The organism is Hyalangium minutum (assembly GCF_000737315.1).
GTDB classification, from domain to species: Bacteria; Myxococcota; Myxococcia; order Myxococcales; family Myxococcaceae; genus Hyalangium; species Hyalangium minutum.
Window position 1 is genome coordinate 32,578 of the sequence record NZ_JMCB01000006.1, and the last position, 17,719, is coordinate 50,296.

Below are 17,719 nucleotides of genomic sequence, written 5' to 3' on the forward strand. Positions count from 1 at the left end.
GTGTCTTTCTACGGGCAGGAGAGCGGAGCCGGGACCGTCTGCGGCCCCGGCGAGAGCACGAGGGTTTGCGAGTTCGTGAGCGTGACCTGGCGGCCCACCACGGCGCCTCGCAAGCTCGTGTTGTTGCCGAGGATCACGTGGGTCAGCGGCGCGTAGATCTGCATCGCCGCTGTCGACTGGTTGAGCACGGAGACCGCCTGCCCCGTCGAGGCACTGCTCACGAGGAGGAGCGAGGCCCCTGTACCGGGTGCCGCCCCCAGCGTGGACTGATTCGAGACCGACACGGAGCCGGAGACGAAGAGCTCGACGCTGCCTCCCGAGGCAACCTTTAGGGTGGCCCCCCCTGTCAGCACCAGGTGATCCAGCAGGAAGCGGCCCGACGGCAAGGTGAGGGTCTCCTGATCGATCTCGAGTCCTCCTCCCACGAGGAAGGGCGAGATGTCCGGATCCGCCTGGAGCAGTGCGTTGTCGTTCTGCTGCCCCACCTTCTGGAACCAGCGCGTCAGATCGTAGCCGCAGCTGCACGGGGTGGGCGGCGAGGACACCGTCTCATCCCCGCCAGTGGCCTGCGCACCCGTGCCAAGCACGAGCTGCCCGCCGTGGTAGATCCGCCCGCCCACGCTCGCCAGGCCCCCCAGCTGGGTGAGAGTGCCAGAGACAACGTCACCGCTGACGGAGCTGCTGTCGCCCATCAGCACGGATCCATGGCTCGCCACCGAGGCAGGACCGCTCAACCCCACCACCTGCGCGCTGTCCTGAATCGACAGGCTGTCGAGCGCGCAGGCCGCGAAGAGGAACCGCGGACGCGCCTGCAACACCGTGAAGTGCACCGTCACCGACGACAGGTTGCCGGCCATGTCCCAGGCCTTGACGCGCAGGGTGTGGGCACCGAGCGCGGTCACCGGGGTGCCGCTGTCGACGAGGACATTGTCCAGCACGCCCTCCAGCGGCTGGAGCGGCGAGGCATCGGTGGCCGTGAATACCGGAGTGAAGGAGGTCCCCAGCGCGCCCTCGGACACTCCCGTGACAGAGAGGACCGGCGGCGTGAAGTCCAAGGTGAACGAGACGGTGCGCACCGTCTGATTGCCCGCGAGGTCCACGGCTGTCACCACCAAGACATGCGTCCCCTCGGCCGTGACGAAGGTGCCAGACGTGAACGTCGCTCCATCCAGCGTTGCCGAGACCGAAGCGAGGTTCGTGTCGACGACGTCGAACGCGGGCGCGACCTCGTGGTTGATGTATTGGCCGTCCTTGACCCAGTAGACCCAGACTTCAGGCGGGGTGAAGTCCAGCGTGAACTCGATGACACGCTCGGCCACATTGCCGGCCCCATCCACCGCGCGGAGCGCCAGCAAGTGCGTCCCCTCCGTGCTCACCGCGGTCCCCAGCGTGAACGGCACCCCATCCAGGGTAGCGACCAGCGTTCCAGGGTGAAGCTCCTGCACCGTGACCCCCGGGGTGAGCGGAACGGAGCTGTACTGGCCATTCACGACTCCCGTCACCCCCAGCACGGGCGGTGTGAAGTCCAGGCTGAAGGACCGCGTCTCGCTGACAGCATTGCCCACCGCGTCGGACGCCTGGACTACCCACAGGTGATCGCCCTCCGCGTTGACCTCCGTCCCGGACGCGAGCGGCGAGCCGTCGAGCAGGGACGTCACCGTGCCCGGATGCGGCTCCGACACCGAGTAGGACAGGGTGACCGGCGTGTTGAGCAGCGCCCCATGGCTGGGGCCATCCAGGCTCAACACCGGTGCCGTCTGGTCGATGCTGAAGTGGATGTCCACCGAATGGCTGTTCCCGGCACCGTCCACCGCCGTCACCGCCAGCAGGTGGGCGCCCTCCGCGGAGATGGCGGTTCCCAGGGAGAAGGGCACACCATCGAGCGTCGCCACGACGCTGCCCGGGTGCGCATCCTCCACCGTCACACTCGGAGTGAGCGGCACCGCGCTGACCTGACCCTCGGCGACTCCGGTGATTTCCACCTGAGGAGCCGTGAAGTCCAGGCTGAAGGCGCGCGTCTCCGTGGTGCTGTTGCCCGCCAGATCTACCGCCGTCACCGTCCAGAGATGATCCCCCTCCCCATCCACGAACACTCCGCTTTCCACGGGCGCGCCGTCCACTGTGGCCACGAGCGTTCCCGGGTGCTGCTCCTGCGCCTGGAAGGACAAGGTCACGGGCGTGTTGAGCAGCGCCCCGTGAGCCACGCCCGCCAACTGCAGCACCGGCGGCGTCAGGTCGATGGTGAACGACACCGACCGCTGACGCTGGTTGCCAAAGGCGTCCGCCGCGCTCACCTCCAGCAGGTAGCTCCCCTCCGCCGTCACGGCCGTGCCGCTGGTGAAGGCATTGCCATTGAGCGTGATGGTGGTACTCGACAGGTACGGATCCGTGACTGTGATTTCCGGAATGACCTGCGTGGGTGAGAACTGTCCGTCCGTCACTCCCGAGATGGTGATGACCGGCGGCTCCTGATCGGTGGGCATCTCCGCCGTCACGACGAGCCGATCCAACGTCTGGCCGTCGAGCTGGGCGACCAGCACCTTCTGCCGCGCGTCCAGCTGCGAGGTGGGCAGGGACAGCACGATGTCCTGCGAGCTGCCAGGCGCCAGGCTCACCTGGGTCGAGGCCGTGGCCTCCTGGCCCAGCAAGGGCGTGTCCAGCAGCAACACGCGCAGCAGCCCCTCCACCGTCTCTCCGCTCGTGTTCGTGAGGAGGACGTGGGTTTGCAGCGGCGGGCCGATGGGGAAGGGGCTCGCGGCGGAGAGCTGCGCGGTGACGACCCGCGCCGGAACAATGACGACCTTCCAGAGCACCTGGTTGCTCGCGATGACGGTCCCCTGCGCGTCCCGCAGTTCGGCCCGGACGCGGTAACTGCCCGCCTGCGCCGTGGGCGAGACGGAGAAGCGCTCGGCGATGTCATGGAAGGCTCCGGGCGCGAGCTCCGAGATGGCCCACTGCCCCGACGCGAGCAGGGTCCCCGTCACATCCTCGAACACCACCTGGAGCGTCCCTGCGGGCAGCACGGCATTGCGCCCCGTGTTGCTCACGCGCATCTGCGCGAGGACCGTCTCCTCTGGGCCATAGCTCTCGCGATCGGTCACCAGCCCCAGGCTGGCCACGGCCTCCGCGGTGAGCGTGAACGGCACCGTGCCGACTGCCACCGGCCGCCCCCCCTCAGTCACCTGGATCCGCAGCGAGTACAGCCCAGGCCCGAAGGCCCCCGTGTTCCAGCTCAGGGAGGTCTGGTACTCGGCTCCTCCTCCCACCACCAGCCGGGGGCTCGTTGCCAGCGTCGCCACGAGCGCGCCGGCCGGACCCTGGATGGCCGCATCCCATGCGAGCGTTCTCCCGCGCGGGCTCTGGTTGGCCAGAAGCACCGTGAACGAGACCGGCGCCGCAGGCCCCACCACGCCAGGGCTGGCCGTCCCCGACACCACGAGCAACGGATCCTCCACGGGGAGGTTCACCTCCCGCACGTTGTTCAGCTCGCTGAACTCCGTGACGATGCCCTGCGGATCCACCTCGGCATGGATGAGGGTGCTCGCCTGCGGAGCGGTGATGCGCGCGGTCAGGACCGTGCTCTCCGCCGTCAGCAGCGGCGGCACCTCTAGCAAGAGCTCCGGCTGCCCGGGGACCTCGATGCTCAACAGCGTCCCGGGAGAGGGACTGCCGCGGTTCAGAACCGTCACGCTCACGGTGACTGCTTCCCCCGCGTAGGCCGGCGAGGGTGAGGCGCTCACCGCCTGCACCGTGAAGTCCGGCATCGCCGCGGGCATCGACTCCACGGTGAACACCGCCTCGTTGTTGAGGCGCTCCTGGTCCAGCGTCACCACCTGAGGATCCGCGATGACCCGGTACCCATGGCTGCCTGTCAGCGCGATCCCCGTCACCAGCACATGCGCCTCGGCGCCCGGCTGCAGCGCGGGGAGCGCCGCCGCGCCAAAGAGGGGACTGTTGGCGCCTCGTGGCCCGTCCCAGGCCTCGACCGTGCTGGCTCCACAGGCCTGCGCACCCTGGTTCCGTACTGTGACATCCAGCGTGAGCGCCTCTCCCGTCTGTGGCAAAGGAGGCTGGCTGGAGAACTGCGCTGTATCCACGGCCAGATCACACCCCTGCGTTCCTGGGAGGACGTAGACACGAGCCGAACCGATGTTGTTCTCCCGCCCAGACTCCTCGATGGCGCCATCCGCGTTGGCGACCACATAGAGGACGTGCTCCCCTTCCGGATACGCCACCCAAGGCAGGGAGAGGGTCGCCACGCCCGTACGTGGGGCCAGGGGCCCCGCCGCGACAACGTCCGCCAGGTGCCGCCCACCCGCCGTGGGGTCTCCATCGTAGAGGGCCACATGGACACCGCTCGCGGCCACACCTCCCACGTTGCGCAGAGTGACGGTGACCGTCTGGATCCCTCCCACCGTGGGCGATTGCGGCGACACCGTGATGTCCGCGTTGCGGACGGAGAGATCCGCCATCAGCGTGGCCGGCTCCACGTCGAACTGCTGGTTCCATGTGTTGTGGGTCGTCCACCAGCGGTAGTCGCTCCCCAACCGGAGGTCCGCCCCAACCTGCCCCTTGCGAATGGAGCGCGTCGGCCACAGTGCCGGCTGCTTCTTCCAGTGCACGCTGGAGAAGATGAGCACCTCGCCTCGGCCATACTGCGGGTGGTCCCGAAGCTGGGTCGGTGGCGCGGTGCCCTCTATGAACGGCATCGCGATGTCCGCGTGGCCATCCGCGTCGATATCGACGACCACGGGCGTGTGCTCCGGGAAAGAGTAGTTGGCGCCGGTCTCGGGCTGCATCTGAGCCGGGAAGGTCTCCAGCAGCTCACCCGTACGGCCGTCCTGGATGACGGGGGGCGTCAGTAGCCCGGCGAAGATGGCCTGGGGCCGGCCCTGGCCCAGCACGTCCGCCAACACTCCGTTGAACGCATCCACACCGGACCTGCCTCCTCCCGTAGCGCACACCGTGCAGAACAGCTCCTGCGACCACAGGGGCAGCAGGTCGGGAGTGAACGCCCCCGTGATGCTGGTGCCGCCATTGTTGGCCAGCGTCACATAGGCGAGACCATCCTGCCGCAGCGCTCCCGCGCTCAGGAAGTACTCCCGCGCCTCGAAGGGAGTTCCTGTCTGGACCTGCTGGCCGGTGATGAGATCTCTCGCCACGAGATTGTTGCGGAACCTCGGGATGATCACCTCCGCTTTTCCATCCAGGTTGAGGTCCACGACCCCGGCCCCGATCGTCCCCGTCGGCTGCGACACCTGCCAGCGGACAGTCCCTTGCGCGCTCACGAGCGCATAGAGGCCGATCTTGGACGCCAGCACCTCGTTCTGGCCATCTCCGTCCGCATCCAGGACGGTGGCCGTGTACCCGAGCTGGCAGGTGGCCGAGCCGACAGTGGCCGTCCAGAGGTCCGTGCCATCCACGCCCGAGAACGCTCGGAGATCCTGGGTCCAGGCCACGATGTCCCCCACCCCATCTCCATTCAGATCTCCCAGGCCCAGCGCGTAGCTGGACACGGTGGAGGCAGAGCAGCCGGAGGTACCCGCGAGGACTCGCTTCCACTTGAGCGTCCCATCGGGCCGCAGCGCGACGAGCTCATAGTTGTTCGAGGTATCCTTCGAGTAGGCCACGATCTCCCCCGTTCCATCGCCGTCGAGGTCGGCCGTGGCGACGTCGAGTGTCGTGGTCATGGGCGTATAGGACCAGAGCTTGCTCCAGGAGCCGTCCGTCCCCTGCTGGAGCAGCGAGACGAACTCCTTGGAGACCGTCCCCGTTACGGTCCTGTGGACGAGCACCATGTCGGGCTTCGTGCCGCCGAGGAGCGGGGCGATGCGGATCTCGCTCCCCTGCACGTAGGTGCCCGCGACGCCCGTGTCCACGATGGCCTTGAGGAACAGATGCCGCCCGGCCACGTTGTTCACGGGCGCGCTGTCGCGGGGATAGGTCCCCGCCACCCGCGCGTAGAGCTCCACGGGCCCCTCGGTTCGCACCCAGTCGAAGGCCGCCGTCACCTCTCCTTGCGCAGGCACCTGGATGGGGGCCTCGCCCAGGAGGCGGCCGAGATGGGAGAGCGGAGACCCCTGCCACCACTGCAAGACAGCCCGCCCCTCGGTGGTGGAGACATTCCGCACACGCGCGGTGACCACCACCTTCTCTCCTATCTGGGCTCCCAGTGGGGTGAAGTGCATCTCCTTGGCGGCCACCACGAGGTCCGTCGTCGCGCTGCCCGGTGTGAGCTCCGCGCAGTTGTCGTTCTCGTTCACCTCGGGCACCTGGTTCTGCGGATCCACGCAGGCCCGCAGGGCCACGGGCGTTCCCGCGGGGGGAACCTGAAAGCTCCCCAGCAGGACGGCGGTGGCGCTGCCATGCCGGGCGACCGCATCCCTCTCGGCCCAGACCGTCCCGTCCGCGACGTTCATCAGCCGCACCGAGGTGGCCACATCCTGCGCTCCGTCGTTGATGACGGACAGCGAGTACTCCACATAGCGCCCGGGAAGCGCCGAGCTGTTGGAGCTGGAGAGGCTGCCCGCGACGAGCTCGCTGGCGGCGCTGTCCGACATGACGGTCATGGCCAGCGTCCGCTGGTTGTTCGTCCGATCCGGATCCGACAGCCTTCCATCCGGGTCCACCGCGAGCGTGTAGGAGGCCGGAACCAGGGAGGACAACGTGAACGACACCGGCACGGTGGTCTGGCCTGGAACGAGCGGGAGTAGCTGCTCGGCGATCCGCTCGCCCGAGCGGAAGACCACGACCGGGACCTGGCTGGCCGCCGTGGTGTACGCATTGCGGATGTTCCCCTGGAGGACAAAAGGCTGGCCCGGGACGATCTGCCCAGGCGAGGGCACGAAGGACATGGGGGTCGTCACCTGCAGATCCACCGCCGCGCCCGTGCCTCCGTAGTAGAAACGGAAGGCTTGGTTGTTCTGCTCGTCTGCCTCCGGCAGCGCGCCCGCCGGATCCACCCGTGCATAGAACGCCACGGGCCCCGTGGCCGTGGGCAGGGGTACATCGAAGGTCAACGACCCGAGCGCATTGGGCTGGAGCCCCGCCGAGAGCACCTCGCTGCCCAGCAGGGTTCCACCGTTCCCTGGAGCGCCCCGGAAAAGTTCCACCGTTACCGCCTGGGGCAGCGGAGAGCCCAGGTTGAGCACCACCACCTTCACCAGGAGCCGGCCCGGCGCCCCCGGGTAGAACTGCAGACTTCCTCCCGAGATGGCCAGATCGTTCTCCACCCGGACCCGCAGCGGAGCCGAGGCCGTGTTGTTGCCCTCGTCGATCTCCAGCACCTGCCCCTCTGGATCCACCTGCGCGATGACCTCGTAGCTGCCCGCGAGCTGAAGCGTGGGCAGTGTGGCGACGATCGTCGCCTGCGCTCCCGGGGCCAGCGCTGACAACGACACCTGAGCCAAGGTGACCGCGGCACCGCCCGCCAAGGGCCGGGCGACGAAGCGCACGGGGATGGCCAGGGCCGGGACACCCGACCGGTTGCGGATGCTCAGGGTTGCCTGGAGGCTCGCGCCCTGAAGCGGCGTGGGATCCGCCAGCACGAGCTGAGGCCGCCCGCGATCGTCCGTCATCACGTGCCAGTCCGGCGCCGCCTCGCGAAGAACCGACAGGGCACGGGCCGTGAGACGCGTGCTCCCCTCCCAGCTCCCATCCGCCTGCTGGGCGGCCAGGAGGTAGACCCGTCCCTCCTCCCGCGCCTGCGAGTGCTCGAAGGGAGCCCCCACCAATCCCTGGAGCGCGGCCACGGTGTCCTCGACTGTGCCGAAGGAGCCGTCAGGCCGCTGCATCGTCATGAGGCACGCGGTGGCCCGGCTCAGCGCGAGGTTCGCGTCTGGGATCCAGGGGTGGAGGCGCAGCGCGGAGATGGCAGAGGCCGTCAGCGCCGCGGACGCGGCGTTGTCGGCAAAGGCAAAGCAACCATCGGGGCGGGCCTTTGCCAGCAATTGCGCCAGCGCGCCTTCAGGCCTCCCGAAGGGGTTGGTGCTCAACTGGGGCGAGAGGATGAGGCTCAGCGCCAGGTGGAGGGCATCCGGTGCCTCGAACCCCGGCCCCTGGGTCGTGAGCGTTTGTGTGCCCCGGAAGAATGGGGACTGCCGAAGCGCCAGCGCGGTGCGGATTTCCAGCTCGGAGTCGAGCAGGAGCGGCTGGAAGGCCAGGTAAATCTCCGCACTCCGGGCTGCATCACTGGCCCCCAGGCCGTGCGCGCGAAGCGCCTCGAGCGCCTCCGCTGTCACGAGCGTGGGTTCTTCGCTCCTCAGCTCACCGAACGCCCCCGTCGGCCCCTGCATGCTCTGCAGGAACTGCAATCCCTGCGCGACAGGTTCCGCGCTCGCAATCCCTGGCATCCACACCAGGGAAAGTCCACCCATCAGAGCCCACACCCATGACAGCCGCACAGAGATCCCTCGGCATTCCTTGCCACCCCCCGCGGGAATCCGCGCGGCAGCGCCGACTGTGCAATGTCATACATTTCCTTCTATGAACATGACCTGCCACATCCCGTTTACCGGACTCACACTCGCAGCAAGGAACGATTGTCCCTCTGGGCGACCCGCCTACTTCGACGACCTGGCAGGTTGCCCATAGGCCTTCTTGAGGATGTCGTCGCTGCTCAAACCACTGGCCTTGGCGGCTTCCACATCCAATCCCTCGCCATGGCCCCGGCCCCGGCCCTCGAAGATGAGGTTTGAGCCATCGAAGGAAGCCGTGCGCGGACAGGCGGGAAGCTTCAGCGCGGAGCGAAGCACCTCACAAGGAAGGGATTCGGTGGTGTCGAAGGTCGCCCCGCTCTCCTGCTGTGCACGGATATAGGAGACGCGCCCGGCATCGAAGCGCAACGAGGCCACCCCCTGGCCGAGCAGTGACTCCACCTGACTGCGTGGACGCACCTCGCGCCAGGGCTCCTGGCCACCTTGTGAGAAGAGGAGCCACTGGTTCCACTTCAGCGGCGGCAGGGCCAGCGCCTTCTCCTCTTCCGGCCGCACACGCACCGTGCCGAGGAAGGCCTGGCAATGGGTGGTGTCGCAGATGGGTCGGCCGCCGTGACGGGTCTCGGCGTGCTGCTCGTTGTGTGCCACGACTCGCGCCAGGGCGATCCGTGGCTCCCCCTTCGAGGCTGCGTCCTCCGCGGCTACTACGCCCGCTGTGTATTGAAGGCGCGTGGTCCGGAAGATGAAGTCCGAGCCTCGCCTCGCGCTGCGCTCCCGCTCCGTCGTGGGCACTCCCGGCGGTGGCCGGTATGGCGGAGGAGTGGACCCTGTGAAGCTGCCTGCGTAGTCCCTGCCCTCGGAGGGTAGACCTGGGACGCGAACCCGCCACGGGCTGCCCAGACAGACCGCAGGCCCCTTCGCCACGAGCTGCTTCAATTGAGAGAAGCCCTGCGGCGCCGGGCGCGGTGTGCCCTGGTCCACCGCGAAGCCCACTCCTCTACAGCCCGCCTCCACCTCCGAGGTCGAGGCCAGCCCCAGCACTTGCACCTTCGCTGCGTCCAGGCCTGGACGCTGGCGCACCCGGGCCAGCACTTTGGGCACCTCGGCCGCGAAGCTGCGGGGCATCTTCCCGGGCCGCATCACCACCGCCACCACGTCCGCATCCACCGCGACGATCCACCCGTACTGCGGACGGCTCGCCGCGTCCCGCACCGTGCCTGTCTTGGTAGCCACTCCCACGTACGCCGCCGACGCCGGGAGCTCCGACAGCGTCCCACGAGCGGCGTTGTCCTTCATCCACTCGATCAGATCCGGCCGGGCTTCGGCCAGCAGACGGTACGCCTGCGCCATACCCCACGGAGAGAGCGCCAGCGTGGAACGCAGGCCGATGGCGTCTGCCATGTCCGCGGGCTTCCCAGTCAGTCCCACCGCCGTCAGCACCGCGCCCCAGGGTCCAAAGTCTGCCGCAGCGCCGCCTCTCGCTCCCCAATCGAGGAAGTAGCCGTTGCACGAGCGCAGCAGCGCCGTGCGCCCGTCCACCTGCTTCGGCAATCCCTGGCCACACGCCCACTCCTGCACGCCCGAGCGGGGCGTCAGCAGCGGCGGTGGCTCGGAGCTGCCTGCCATCACGAAGGGCTTCAGCGTGGAGCCATAGGGCAACGCGCGCTGCACCTCCCCTTCCGAGAGCAGCACCTCTCCCGAGTGGCGGCTCAGCACCACGGTGGCCTCGGCCGCCGCCTTCACCGTCACGTCCGCCAGCTCATCAATGGAGACCGGCACCACCCATCGCGCGCCGTCCTGGCACTGGCGCAGCCGCCGCGAGAGCGCCTGAGGAAAGCCCCGGTCCTCTCCGAGAATCCGCGCCAGCGCCCGTCGGGCCCGCGACGTGTCCACTGCTGGTGAGCGCGCCAGCTCCGAGGCCGCCACACTCAGCGACTGGTAGGGCCCCTCCCTCCAGATGGGCAGCTCGCCGCTCACCACCAGCGCGAAGGCCTCGTGGAAGAGCCGATCCTCCGAGGCCGCGGGACAGACCCACCACAGCAGCTGGTGCGCCAGCTCGTGCCGCAGTGCCAAGCGCAGGCGCTCATCCAGCACGCCCGGCGTGTTCTGCCGCAGCTCCACCAAGCCGGGCTTGCTCTGGGCGTTGCGATCCGCCGCCAGCCCCACGCCGCGCTGGAGGCGGATGGGGGCCGGGGCCTGCGTGAGAAATCCACCGGCCTCGGCCACGTAGCGCGCCTCCAGCGCCACCCAGGACGCCTCTGCCTCGGCGACCAGGGCGTCCTCGGGCGTCACGTCTCCCTGTGTGAGGAAGGCCGGGGTGGCCGCCAGCACCGCAGCCGTGATGACAGCCCACCCCATCGGCTACCAGTCGCCCCGAGGCTTCTGGGACGCCTTCACCGCCAGCACGTCCGACTTCGTCCGGGCGCGCAAGCTGGCCACGTACATGTCCTCGATGGAGGCCGGCGGCGCGGTGAACTTGCCCGCGAACTGCGCCCTCATCACGTAGCCCACCGAGCGCGGGCTGTCGCTCCACCGCGCGGGCTCCTCGAAGAAGAACGTGGCTCGCTCCGGCGTCAGCACGCGCCGCTTGAGCGCCTCGGGCGCCAGGTTCAGCGAGTGCGGTGCCCCGCGGAACTCCTTGTCCTCGATGAGCGGCACGAAGCCTGCCGGCACCGCGTCCTCCACCACGTAGTACGCCGAGCGCGCCTTGTTGTCCCCGCGCGCGTCGATGGTCAGCTCGACGAAGACCTCCTCGCCCTGGGCCACCTCCTCGCCCGAGGCCAGCGGCTGCCTGCCGCTCTCGCGCAGCACCCAGTAGCGGCGCTCGATGCTCATGCCCTGGGAGAGCGGCTGCACGTCCGGCAGCGGCGTTAGCGTCGTGGCGCGCAGCGTGGCCACGCCCTCGAACGAGGCCACGTTCACCGAGCGCGTGCCCGGCTCCAGTGTGGCCACCAGGCCCATGCCCCGAGGCGAGAACTTCACTGGCCCCTTGGCTCCCTTCACCTCCGGCGGCGGCAGCTTCTTGAAGGCCTTGGCATCGCGCTCGACGAGCCACAGCGAGTGCAGCAGCGCCGTGCTGCGGTCGAAGGTGGACAGGTCCGGCTGGCTGAGCAGCTCGAGAAGCCGCCGGCGCGCCTTGTCCACGTCCAGCTTGCCGAACGAGGCCGCGTGCGCCAGCAGCGCCGTGAGGCCCACGCGCCGCAGCGGGTAGTGGAAGAAGGCCTCGGCGTCGGTCGCGGTGTTCAGGCTCGCCAGCTGGACGAAGCCCTCGTTGCTGGCCTGCACCAGCGAGTCGATGCGCGCCTGCAGCGCGGGCTCCTTCATCACCCCCGCCTTCTCCGCCGCCAGCACCGAGAGCGCCAGCGGGTACAGGTCGCCCGGCGTCGCCCGGTCGATGAGGGCGCGCACGCGGTCCGCCTTGCGATCGCCGTACATGCGTGCGAGCACGTAGGCGCGCGTGGCGTCGTACTCGAAGGGCAGGTTCTCCTGGGCCTCCAGCCAGCGCGCGGCCTCGGTCAGCCGCGTGTCGTTGGCATCCACCAGCCCCGCCTCCGTCGCGTAGGCCAGCCCATCCAGAGCGATGAGCGTCATCGCCACATCCGGCGTGCTGTACCCGCCGAACCAGGTGAAGCCGCCGCCCTTCACCGCCAGGGCGAGGATGCGCGAGGTGCCCTGCACGGAGCGGCTGCGCGCCTCGGCCAGCAGGCCCTGGCTCTCGGGGTCCAGCCGGCCCAGCATGTCCACCTTCTTGAGCGTCTGGTACAGCGCCACGTTGGGCACCGTGGTGGACACGAGCTGCTCCAGGCAGCCGTACGGGTAGGTGAGCAGCTCGCGCACGTTGGTGAGCGCCGCGTCCACCACCGAGGGCTGGAGCACCAACTGCACGTCCGTGAGCGTGGCCGAGCTCGCCGCTTGCAGCGACAGCTCGCCGCCGCCCCAGGCGGACACCTTCACCGGCTCCTCCAGGGCCGCGGGCCGCACCGGCACTGCGCGGCGATCCTTCAGCGGATCCTTGCCGCCCGTTACGTCCACCGACAGCTCGGCCGAGCCCGGACCCGTGGCCTTGATCTGCAGGGGGAGGACCTTCTCGCCGCCCTGGCCCAGCTCGATCTTCTCCTGCGTCTGGTTGGCTTGGAGCGCGCCCGCGGAGGCCAGCTTCACCTCCAGCACCTGACTGCCCTTGGAGGCCGCACCCGCGGACAGACGTACCGAGGCGAGCGCCTCGTCCCCCTCGCGGAGGAACTGCGGCAGCGCCGCGTACAGGTTGAGGCCGCCACGGGTGGCGAACTCCCCGGTGCCCTCGCCGAAGCGGCCCGAGGTGTCCGCCGCCACCGCCGTCACCACCCAGAGCGTCTGGTTGGAGGGCAGCTTGAAGCGCACCGTGGCGCGGCCATCGCGGTCCGTGACGACGTTCGGCTGCCAGAAGGCCGTGTCGCGCTCCTCGTCCTTCGCCTTGCGCGTGGGCGGCTTGATGGAGGCGAACGCGTGGTCCGGCAGCCCGGCCATCTTCCGCGCCAGCGCCTCGCCGTAGCCGTAGCCCTGGAACTCAGCGGAGTAGAAGTTGGACACGTTGTTGCGCGCGGGCGGATAGAAGAAGTCCAGCACCTTCGGGCGGAACTCCGTCTGGATGGCGTACACGGCCTTGTCCACCACGCCCACGGACACCTGGGCCACGATGCCGTTGCCCTCGTGGTCCGTGACGCGCAAGTCCATCACCTGCTCGGTGAGCGGGGCGGCCTCCACGCGGCGAGGCTCCAGCTTCACCGTCAGGGTGCGCTCGGCGGGGATGATGCGGAAGGACACCGTGCGCTCCTCCCAGCGGCCCGAGCTCGTCGGGTACGCCACGGACGCGTACACCGCGCTGCCGTAGCGCTTCTCCACCGGGAAGCTGTGCACCAGCGTGCGGCCCTCGAGCTCCAGCAACTCCGTGCCGTAGAGGCCCGCGCCCGTGAAGGTGATCCACACCGGGCCGCGATCCTTGCCCCCGGGGCCCCAGCCATCCGGGAACAGGCCCACCAGCTGCCCCGAGTCGCCCGGAGACAGCGTGCCAGAGAGCGAGGCTAGCGTGAGGTTCGCCACGCGCGCCACCGGCTCGTCATTGCCGCCGATGACGAGCATGGACTGCTCGCCCGTCCACGCCTTGCCGTTCTTGTCCTTCACCGTCATCCGCGCCAGCACCGTGCCCACCTCCGAGGTGGGGACCTTCTGGCGGGCGATGCCGTTGGCCTCGGTGGTGAGCGAGTGCTTGCTCAGGCTCTTCTCGCTGCCGTCCGCCTTGCGCAGCACGAACTCGACCTCGGCCTGGGTGACGCCGTAGGGCTTGCCGGACAGCGTGGTGGCGCGCACCGCCAGCGTCGCCTCGGCGCCCTTCTTCACCACCGCCTCCGAGAAGCTCCCCGCGCCGAACACCTCCACCTCCGACAGGAAGAAGGAGGCAGCCGCGTTGGCGAAAGTCCCCTGGTCATCCCGCGCACGCACGCTGAGCGAGTAGCGGTACGGCAGCCGCTCCTCTCCCGCGGCCAGCGCTGGCACGCTGATCTCGATGACGGCCTCGCCGTTCTCATCGAACTTGGTGGCGCTCTCCCACGGGTCTCCCTCCGCGCCGCGCTCGGCCACGGAGGAGTAGAGGCGCTCGGGCACGCTGAGCTTGCCCTCGGAGCTGGAGGCCGTGCCGTACGTCACCGCGCTGCCCTGGCCACCCTTGCCCGCGTCATCCACCCAGGCGGGCGCGTCCAGCAGCGAGCGGTACAGGAACACGTCGTACTTGGCGCCCTCGGGCACGCCGCCCGCGTAGCGCCGCGCCTTCACCGTGGCCTTCAGCGTCTGGCCCGGGACGATGTTCTCCTTCTCCGGCGTCAGCTCCAGATAGAAGGTGGGCTTCACGTAGTCCTGCACGCGCGCTTCGCCCTGGTGCGCCTGGTCATCCACCGAGGCGTTCACCCGCAGCACGCCCGTGCCCAGGTCCGCCGGCACGTCCAGGGTGCCCGAGAAGCTGCCGAACTCATCCACCGACACCTGCGTCTTGATGTCGCGGCCCTCGGCGGACTCGAGCTTCACCGTCACCAGCTTCTTGCGCGGGGTGAACAGGCGCGCGAGGTACGTGTCCGGCTGGCGCAGCAGGCCGCGGAACTTCACCTGGTCTCCCGGCTTGTAGATGGGCCGGTCGCTGTAGATGAAGACGTCCGGCGCCACCGCCAGCGAGGAGTAGAAGTCCGTGTCCACCAGGCCCGTGTCCTTGCCCACGGTGGCCGTGGCGAGGATGCGCGGCTCGCTCACCTCCAGCGTCACCTCACCCTTCTCGTCCGTCTTGCCCTCGGGGCCCTTGCCGGTGGGCAGGAACACGCGCACCTGGGCGCCCGCCTTGGGCTTCTGGTCCCGGCCCGCCACGCGCACCAGCACCTGGCCATCCGTCTGCTTCAGCTGAACCGTGAGGTCCGTCACGACGAGCACCACCTGGCCCTCCACCTTGCCCTGCACGAGCTGCAGCACGTAGGTGCCCGCGGGCAGCGGCGCCAGCATCACCCGGCGCTCCTGGAAGCCGTGGCCGCCCCACGAGGAGAAGCCCGGCACGCTGAAGTCCACGCCGCCGCCCCCCAGGTCCAGGTTCAGCCACTGGCTGCGCGCGACGGTGAAGCCGGGCGGCACGCCGACGAGCTTGTCCGGGCCCTCGGCCATCTGGTTCAGCGTGGGCGCTACGTCCTCGGGGCCGCGCGCCGGCAGCGCCGGAGAGACGGCGTCACGGAACTCCGTGCTGAACGCGTAGAGCAGATAGGTGGAGGGCACCTTCACCGAGTTCAGGCCGCGGCTGAGCGCGCGTCCCGGGTTCTTCAGCACGGGCGGCTGCTCGTACGCCCGGCGGATGTCGCTCTGGGCCTCGATGAAGGAGTCCAGGCTGTCCGGCTTGAGCACCCGCAGCTCCACGGGGCCCTTGCTGTTGAACGCCACGTCCACCGCCACCGGCTCCTGGGTGCCGTAGGCGCGAGGCACGGTGATGTAGAGCGGCTTGGCCGCCGCCACGCTGGCCAGCGTCACCGCGGCCAGCAGCGAAATGCGCGTGGAGTACCTCATGAACCAAACCCTCCCGGAACCAGCGAATTGCCCTCTACCGTGCCGCGCAGCCCCACATACGGCAGCGTCTCGAGATCCTTGCGCGCCTCTTCAATCTCCGCGGGCGCCGAGCCCGGCACCGGCGCGTTCTTCCCGAGCTGCTGCTCGGACCAGTACCCGTCCGCCAGCAGCTGGCTGAGCAGGTGGCCCGTGTTCAAGCCAATCGTCACCGAGCCCGGCGCGCGCAGTCCCTCGACCACCGGGCCCGCCGCGTTGAGCAGGTTGGGGCTCTTGCCCTCGCACGCGCTCTGCAGGCGCTGGAGCACCTGCGGCTCGGAGGCCAGCACCTGGTGCTTGCACAGCGTGGCCTGCTCCAGCGTGTTGCCACCCGCGAACATCGTCTTCAGCGCGGGCGCGTCCTCCACCCGGCCCCAGAGGATGGCAAACTCGTGGCCCAGGTCCGCGTCGCCGCGCGGCGTCCACACCAGCGCAATCTGCCGCGTGCGCACCTGCCCGGGGTCCTGGCCCTCCCAGTACTGCTTGATCTTCGCGCCCTCCAGGGACTCGGGCAGCTTGAGCTGCAGCGCCAGCAGCACCGGCGTGTCCGAGGGCACCAGCTTCAGCAAGTCATCCGAGAGCGGCGCCGCATCCAGCCGCACCTTGTCCAACAGCGGCCCCGTAATGCCGCGAGGCACCAGCCGCTTGCCCTCGGCGCCGAACTGCAGCCGGGTACCGTTGGCGAGCCCCAGCGCGTGCGTGAGGAACACCGTCTCGCGCCCGAGCACCTCGCTGTTGAAGCCCAGCTCCAGGTCCACGTTGGCGGGGGCCTCCAGCTTCGTCAGCTCGGCGCACAGGCCGCGCAGCACCATGTTGGGCTGCCGCGCCACCACGATGCGATCCGCCGTACGCGCGGCGTACAGCGACTGCTCGGCCACCAGCCAGCGGGCGATCTTGAAGCCACCCTCGGGAACCGTGGCGGACGCGGGCGCGCCGTAGGGGCACTTGTCGGAGGTATAGCCGCCGCGGCTGGCCACCTTCTCCATGGCCTCGTAGGCCGTGGCGGCGGTGGCATTCGGCGCGGGGACAATGAAGGCGGGGGCGTTCGAGTCACTGCCGCCCACGAACCACAGCGCGCGGAACGGCGAGTCCAGCAGCTGCCCGGCCACCACGTCGAACACGGCGCCCTTGAAGGAGGCCTTCAGGTCCTCGCCGGTGGAGCCGAAGAAGGCAGCCCAGGAGCTGGCGAAGCCCTGGCCGAGCGGCTTCTTCATCTGCTGCTGGAGCCACGCGTTCCCCACGAGCGCACTGCGCACCTTGGCGGGCTGGTACACGTCCACCCAGACCGCGGGAGAGCCCTGCGTGGGCGGAGACAGGCGCTGGGTCGGCGGAGGCGGCGGCATGCCCTCCACGGTGGCTCCAGCGCTCTGCACGCCCGAGGTGCCCTGCTCCGTCGTATCGGAGCTGTCACTGCCCGCGCCCGAGTTCGCGCTGCGGCGTCCGAGCACGTAGGCGCCCACGCCCACGCCGCTCACCACCACGGTGACGATGGCGACGAGGATCGCCTTGGAGGCGCCACCTCCCGAGCGGGGTGGCTCGGGGGACGGGCCCGAAGGGGTTTCGGATGAGCTCATTGCATCCACTCCTTGAAGCGGAAGAAGCCGAGGAAGGCGGTGTTCTGGGGAATGGGGCGCCACTCGAGCGGCGCCTCGGTGGCGAGCCGGTGCAGCACGCCGGTCCTCACGGCGGCGCCCTTCTCGCCCGGGTGGTAGACGACACGGGCCGGCGCGTGCGCCTTGTCCTCCGGGCGCACCACCAGCATGAGGTGGAACACGGGGCCGGAGTCATGCTCCTGGCGGAACGCCACCAGGTCCCCGGTGCGCAGCGACTCGAGCGCGGCCTCGTCCCGGCCCAGCGGCGCGAAGCTGCGCGTGAGCAGCGTCTCCGCGTCCGCGAACTCGGCGGGCCGCCCCTGTACGTCCAGCCACAGGGGACGCTCGACGCGCTCGGCGTAGAAGCGCTTGTAGGCGCTGCGGTAGGCGAAGCGCACCAGCCCGGCGCAGTCGCGCTGGTCCGGGTGCCACAGCGGATCAAACTTCTGGAACTGGGCCAGCGCCACCTGCCCCACCTCGCGGCGCAGCAGCACGTCGCGGGCCTCGCGCGAGTCGGACGCAGGAGGCGGAGGCGTGGAGGCGGCAAGCGCCAGCGTGAGGGACAGGAAGAGCATGGTCCAGGCTGGG

5 protein-coding genes are annotated in these 17,719 nt (G+C 69.6%); all 5 read right to left on the minus strand.

Features of this window, described 5'->3' with window-relative positions; translation table 11 throughout:
• Nucleotides 1–8: 8 nt before the first annotated feature.
• Complete coding sequence (locus DB31_RS15685; protein ID WP_083968349.1) at nucleotides 9–8,375, minus strand: CARDB domain-containing protein; 8,367 nt, start codon at nucleotides 8,373–8,375, stop codon at nucleotides 9–11.
• A gap of 186 nt (nucleotides 8,376–8,561) precedes the next feature.
• The gene (locus DB31_RS15690; RefSeq protein WP_044188299.1) at nucleotides 8,562–10,793 is read right to left on the minus strand and encodes a SpoIID/LytB domain-containing protein; all 2,232 of its coding nucleotides are present in this window, start codon (nucleotides 10,791–10,793) and stop codon (nucleotides 8,562–8,564) included.
• 3 nt (nucleotides 10,794–10,796) lie between these two features.
• Nucleotides 10,797–15,503 (minus strand): alpha-2-macroglobulin family protein, encoded by a 4,707-nt coding sequence (locus tag DB31_RS15695; protein WP_044188301.1) that lies wholly within the window; start codon nucleotides 15,501–15,503, stop codon nucleotides 10,797–10,799.
• Nucleotides 15,500–17,113: a hypothetical protein gene (locus DB31_RS15700; protein WP_044188303.1), complete on the minus strand. Its 1,614-nt coding sequence runs from the start codon at nucleotides 17,111–17,113 to the stop codon at nucleotides 15,500–15,502. Before DB31_RS15700 ends, DB31_RS15695 begins: the two co-directional genes overlap by 4 nt.
• Nucleotides 17,110–17,706 (minus strand): DUF1175 family protein, encoded by a 597-nt coding sequence (locus DB31_RS15705; protein ID WP_044188306.1) that lies wholly within the window; start codon nucleotides 17,704–17,706, stop codon nucleotides 17,110–17,112. The genes DB31_RS15700 and DB31_RS15705 overlap by 4 nt, the downstream gene beginning before the upstream one ends.
• Nucleotides 17,707–17,719: the final 13 nt, after the last annotated feature.

Excerpts from the sequence above, each read along its gene's own strand:
- DB31_RS15685 (WP_083968349.1), bottom strand. The coding sequence starts at position 8,375 with ATGGGTGGACTTTCCCTGGTGTGGATGCCAGGGATTGCGAGCGCGGAA.
- DB31_RS15690 (WP_044188299.1), bottom strand. The coding sequence starts at position 10,793 with ATGGGGTGGGCTGTCATCACGGCTGCGGTGCTGGCGGCCACCCCGGCC.
- DB31_RS15695 (WP_044188301.1), bottom strand. The coding sequence starts at position 15,503 with ATGAGGTACTCCACGCGCATTTCGCTGCTGGCCGCGGTGACGCTGGCC.
- DB31_RS15700 (WP_044188303.1), bottom strand. The coding sequence starts at position 17,113 with ATGAGCTCATCCGAAACCCCTTCGGGCCCGTCCCCCGAGCCACCCCGC.
- DB31_RS15705 (WP_044188306.1), bottom strand. The coding sequence starts at position 17,706 with ATGCTCTTCCTGTCCCTCACGCTGGCGCTTGCCGCCTCCACGCCTCCG.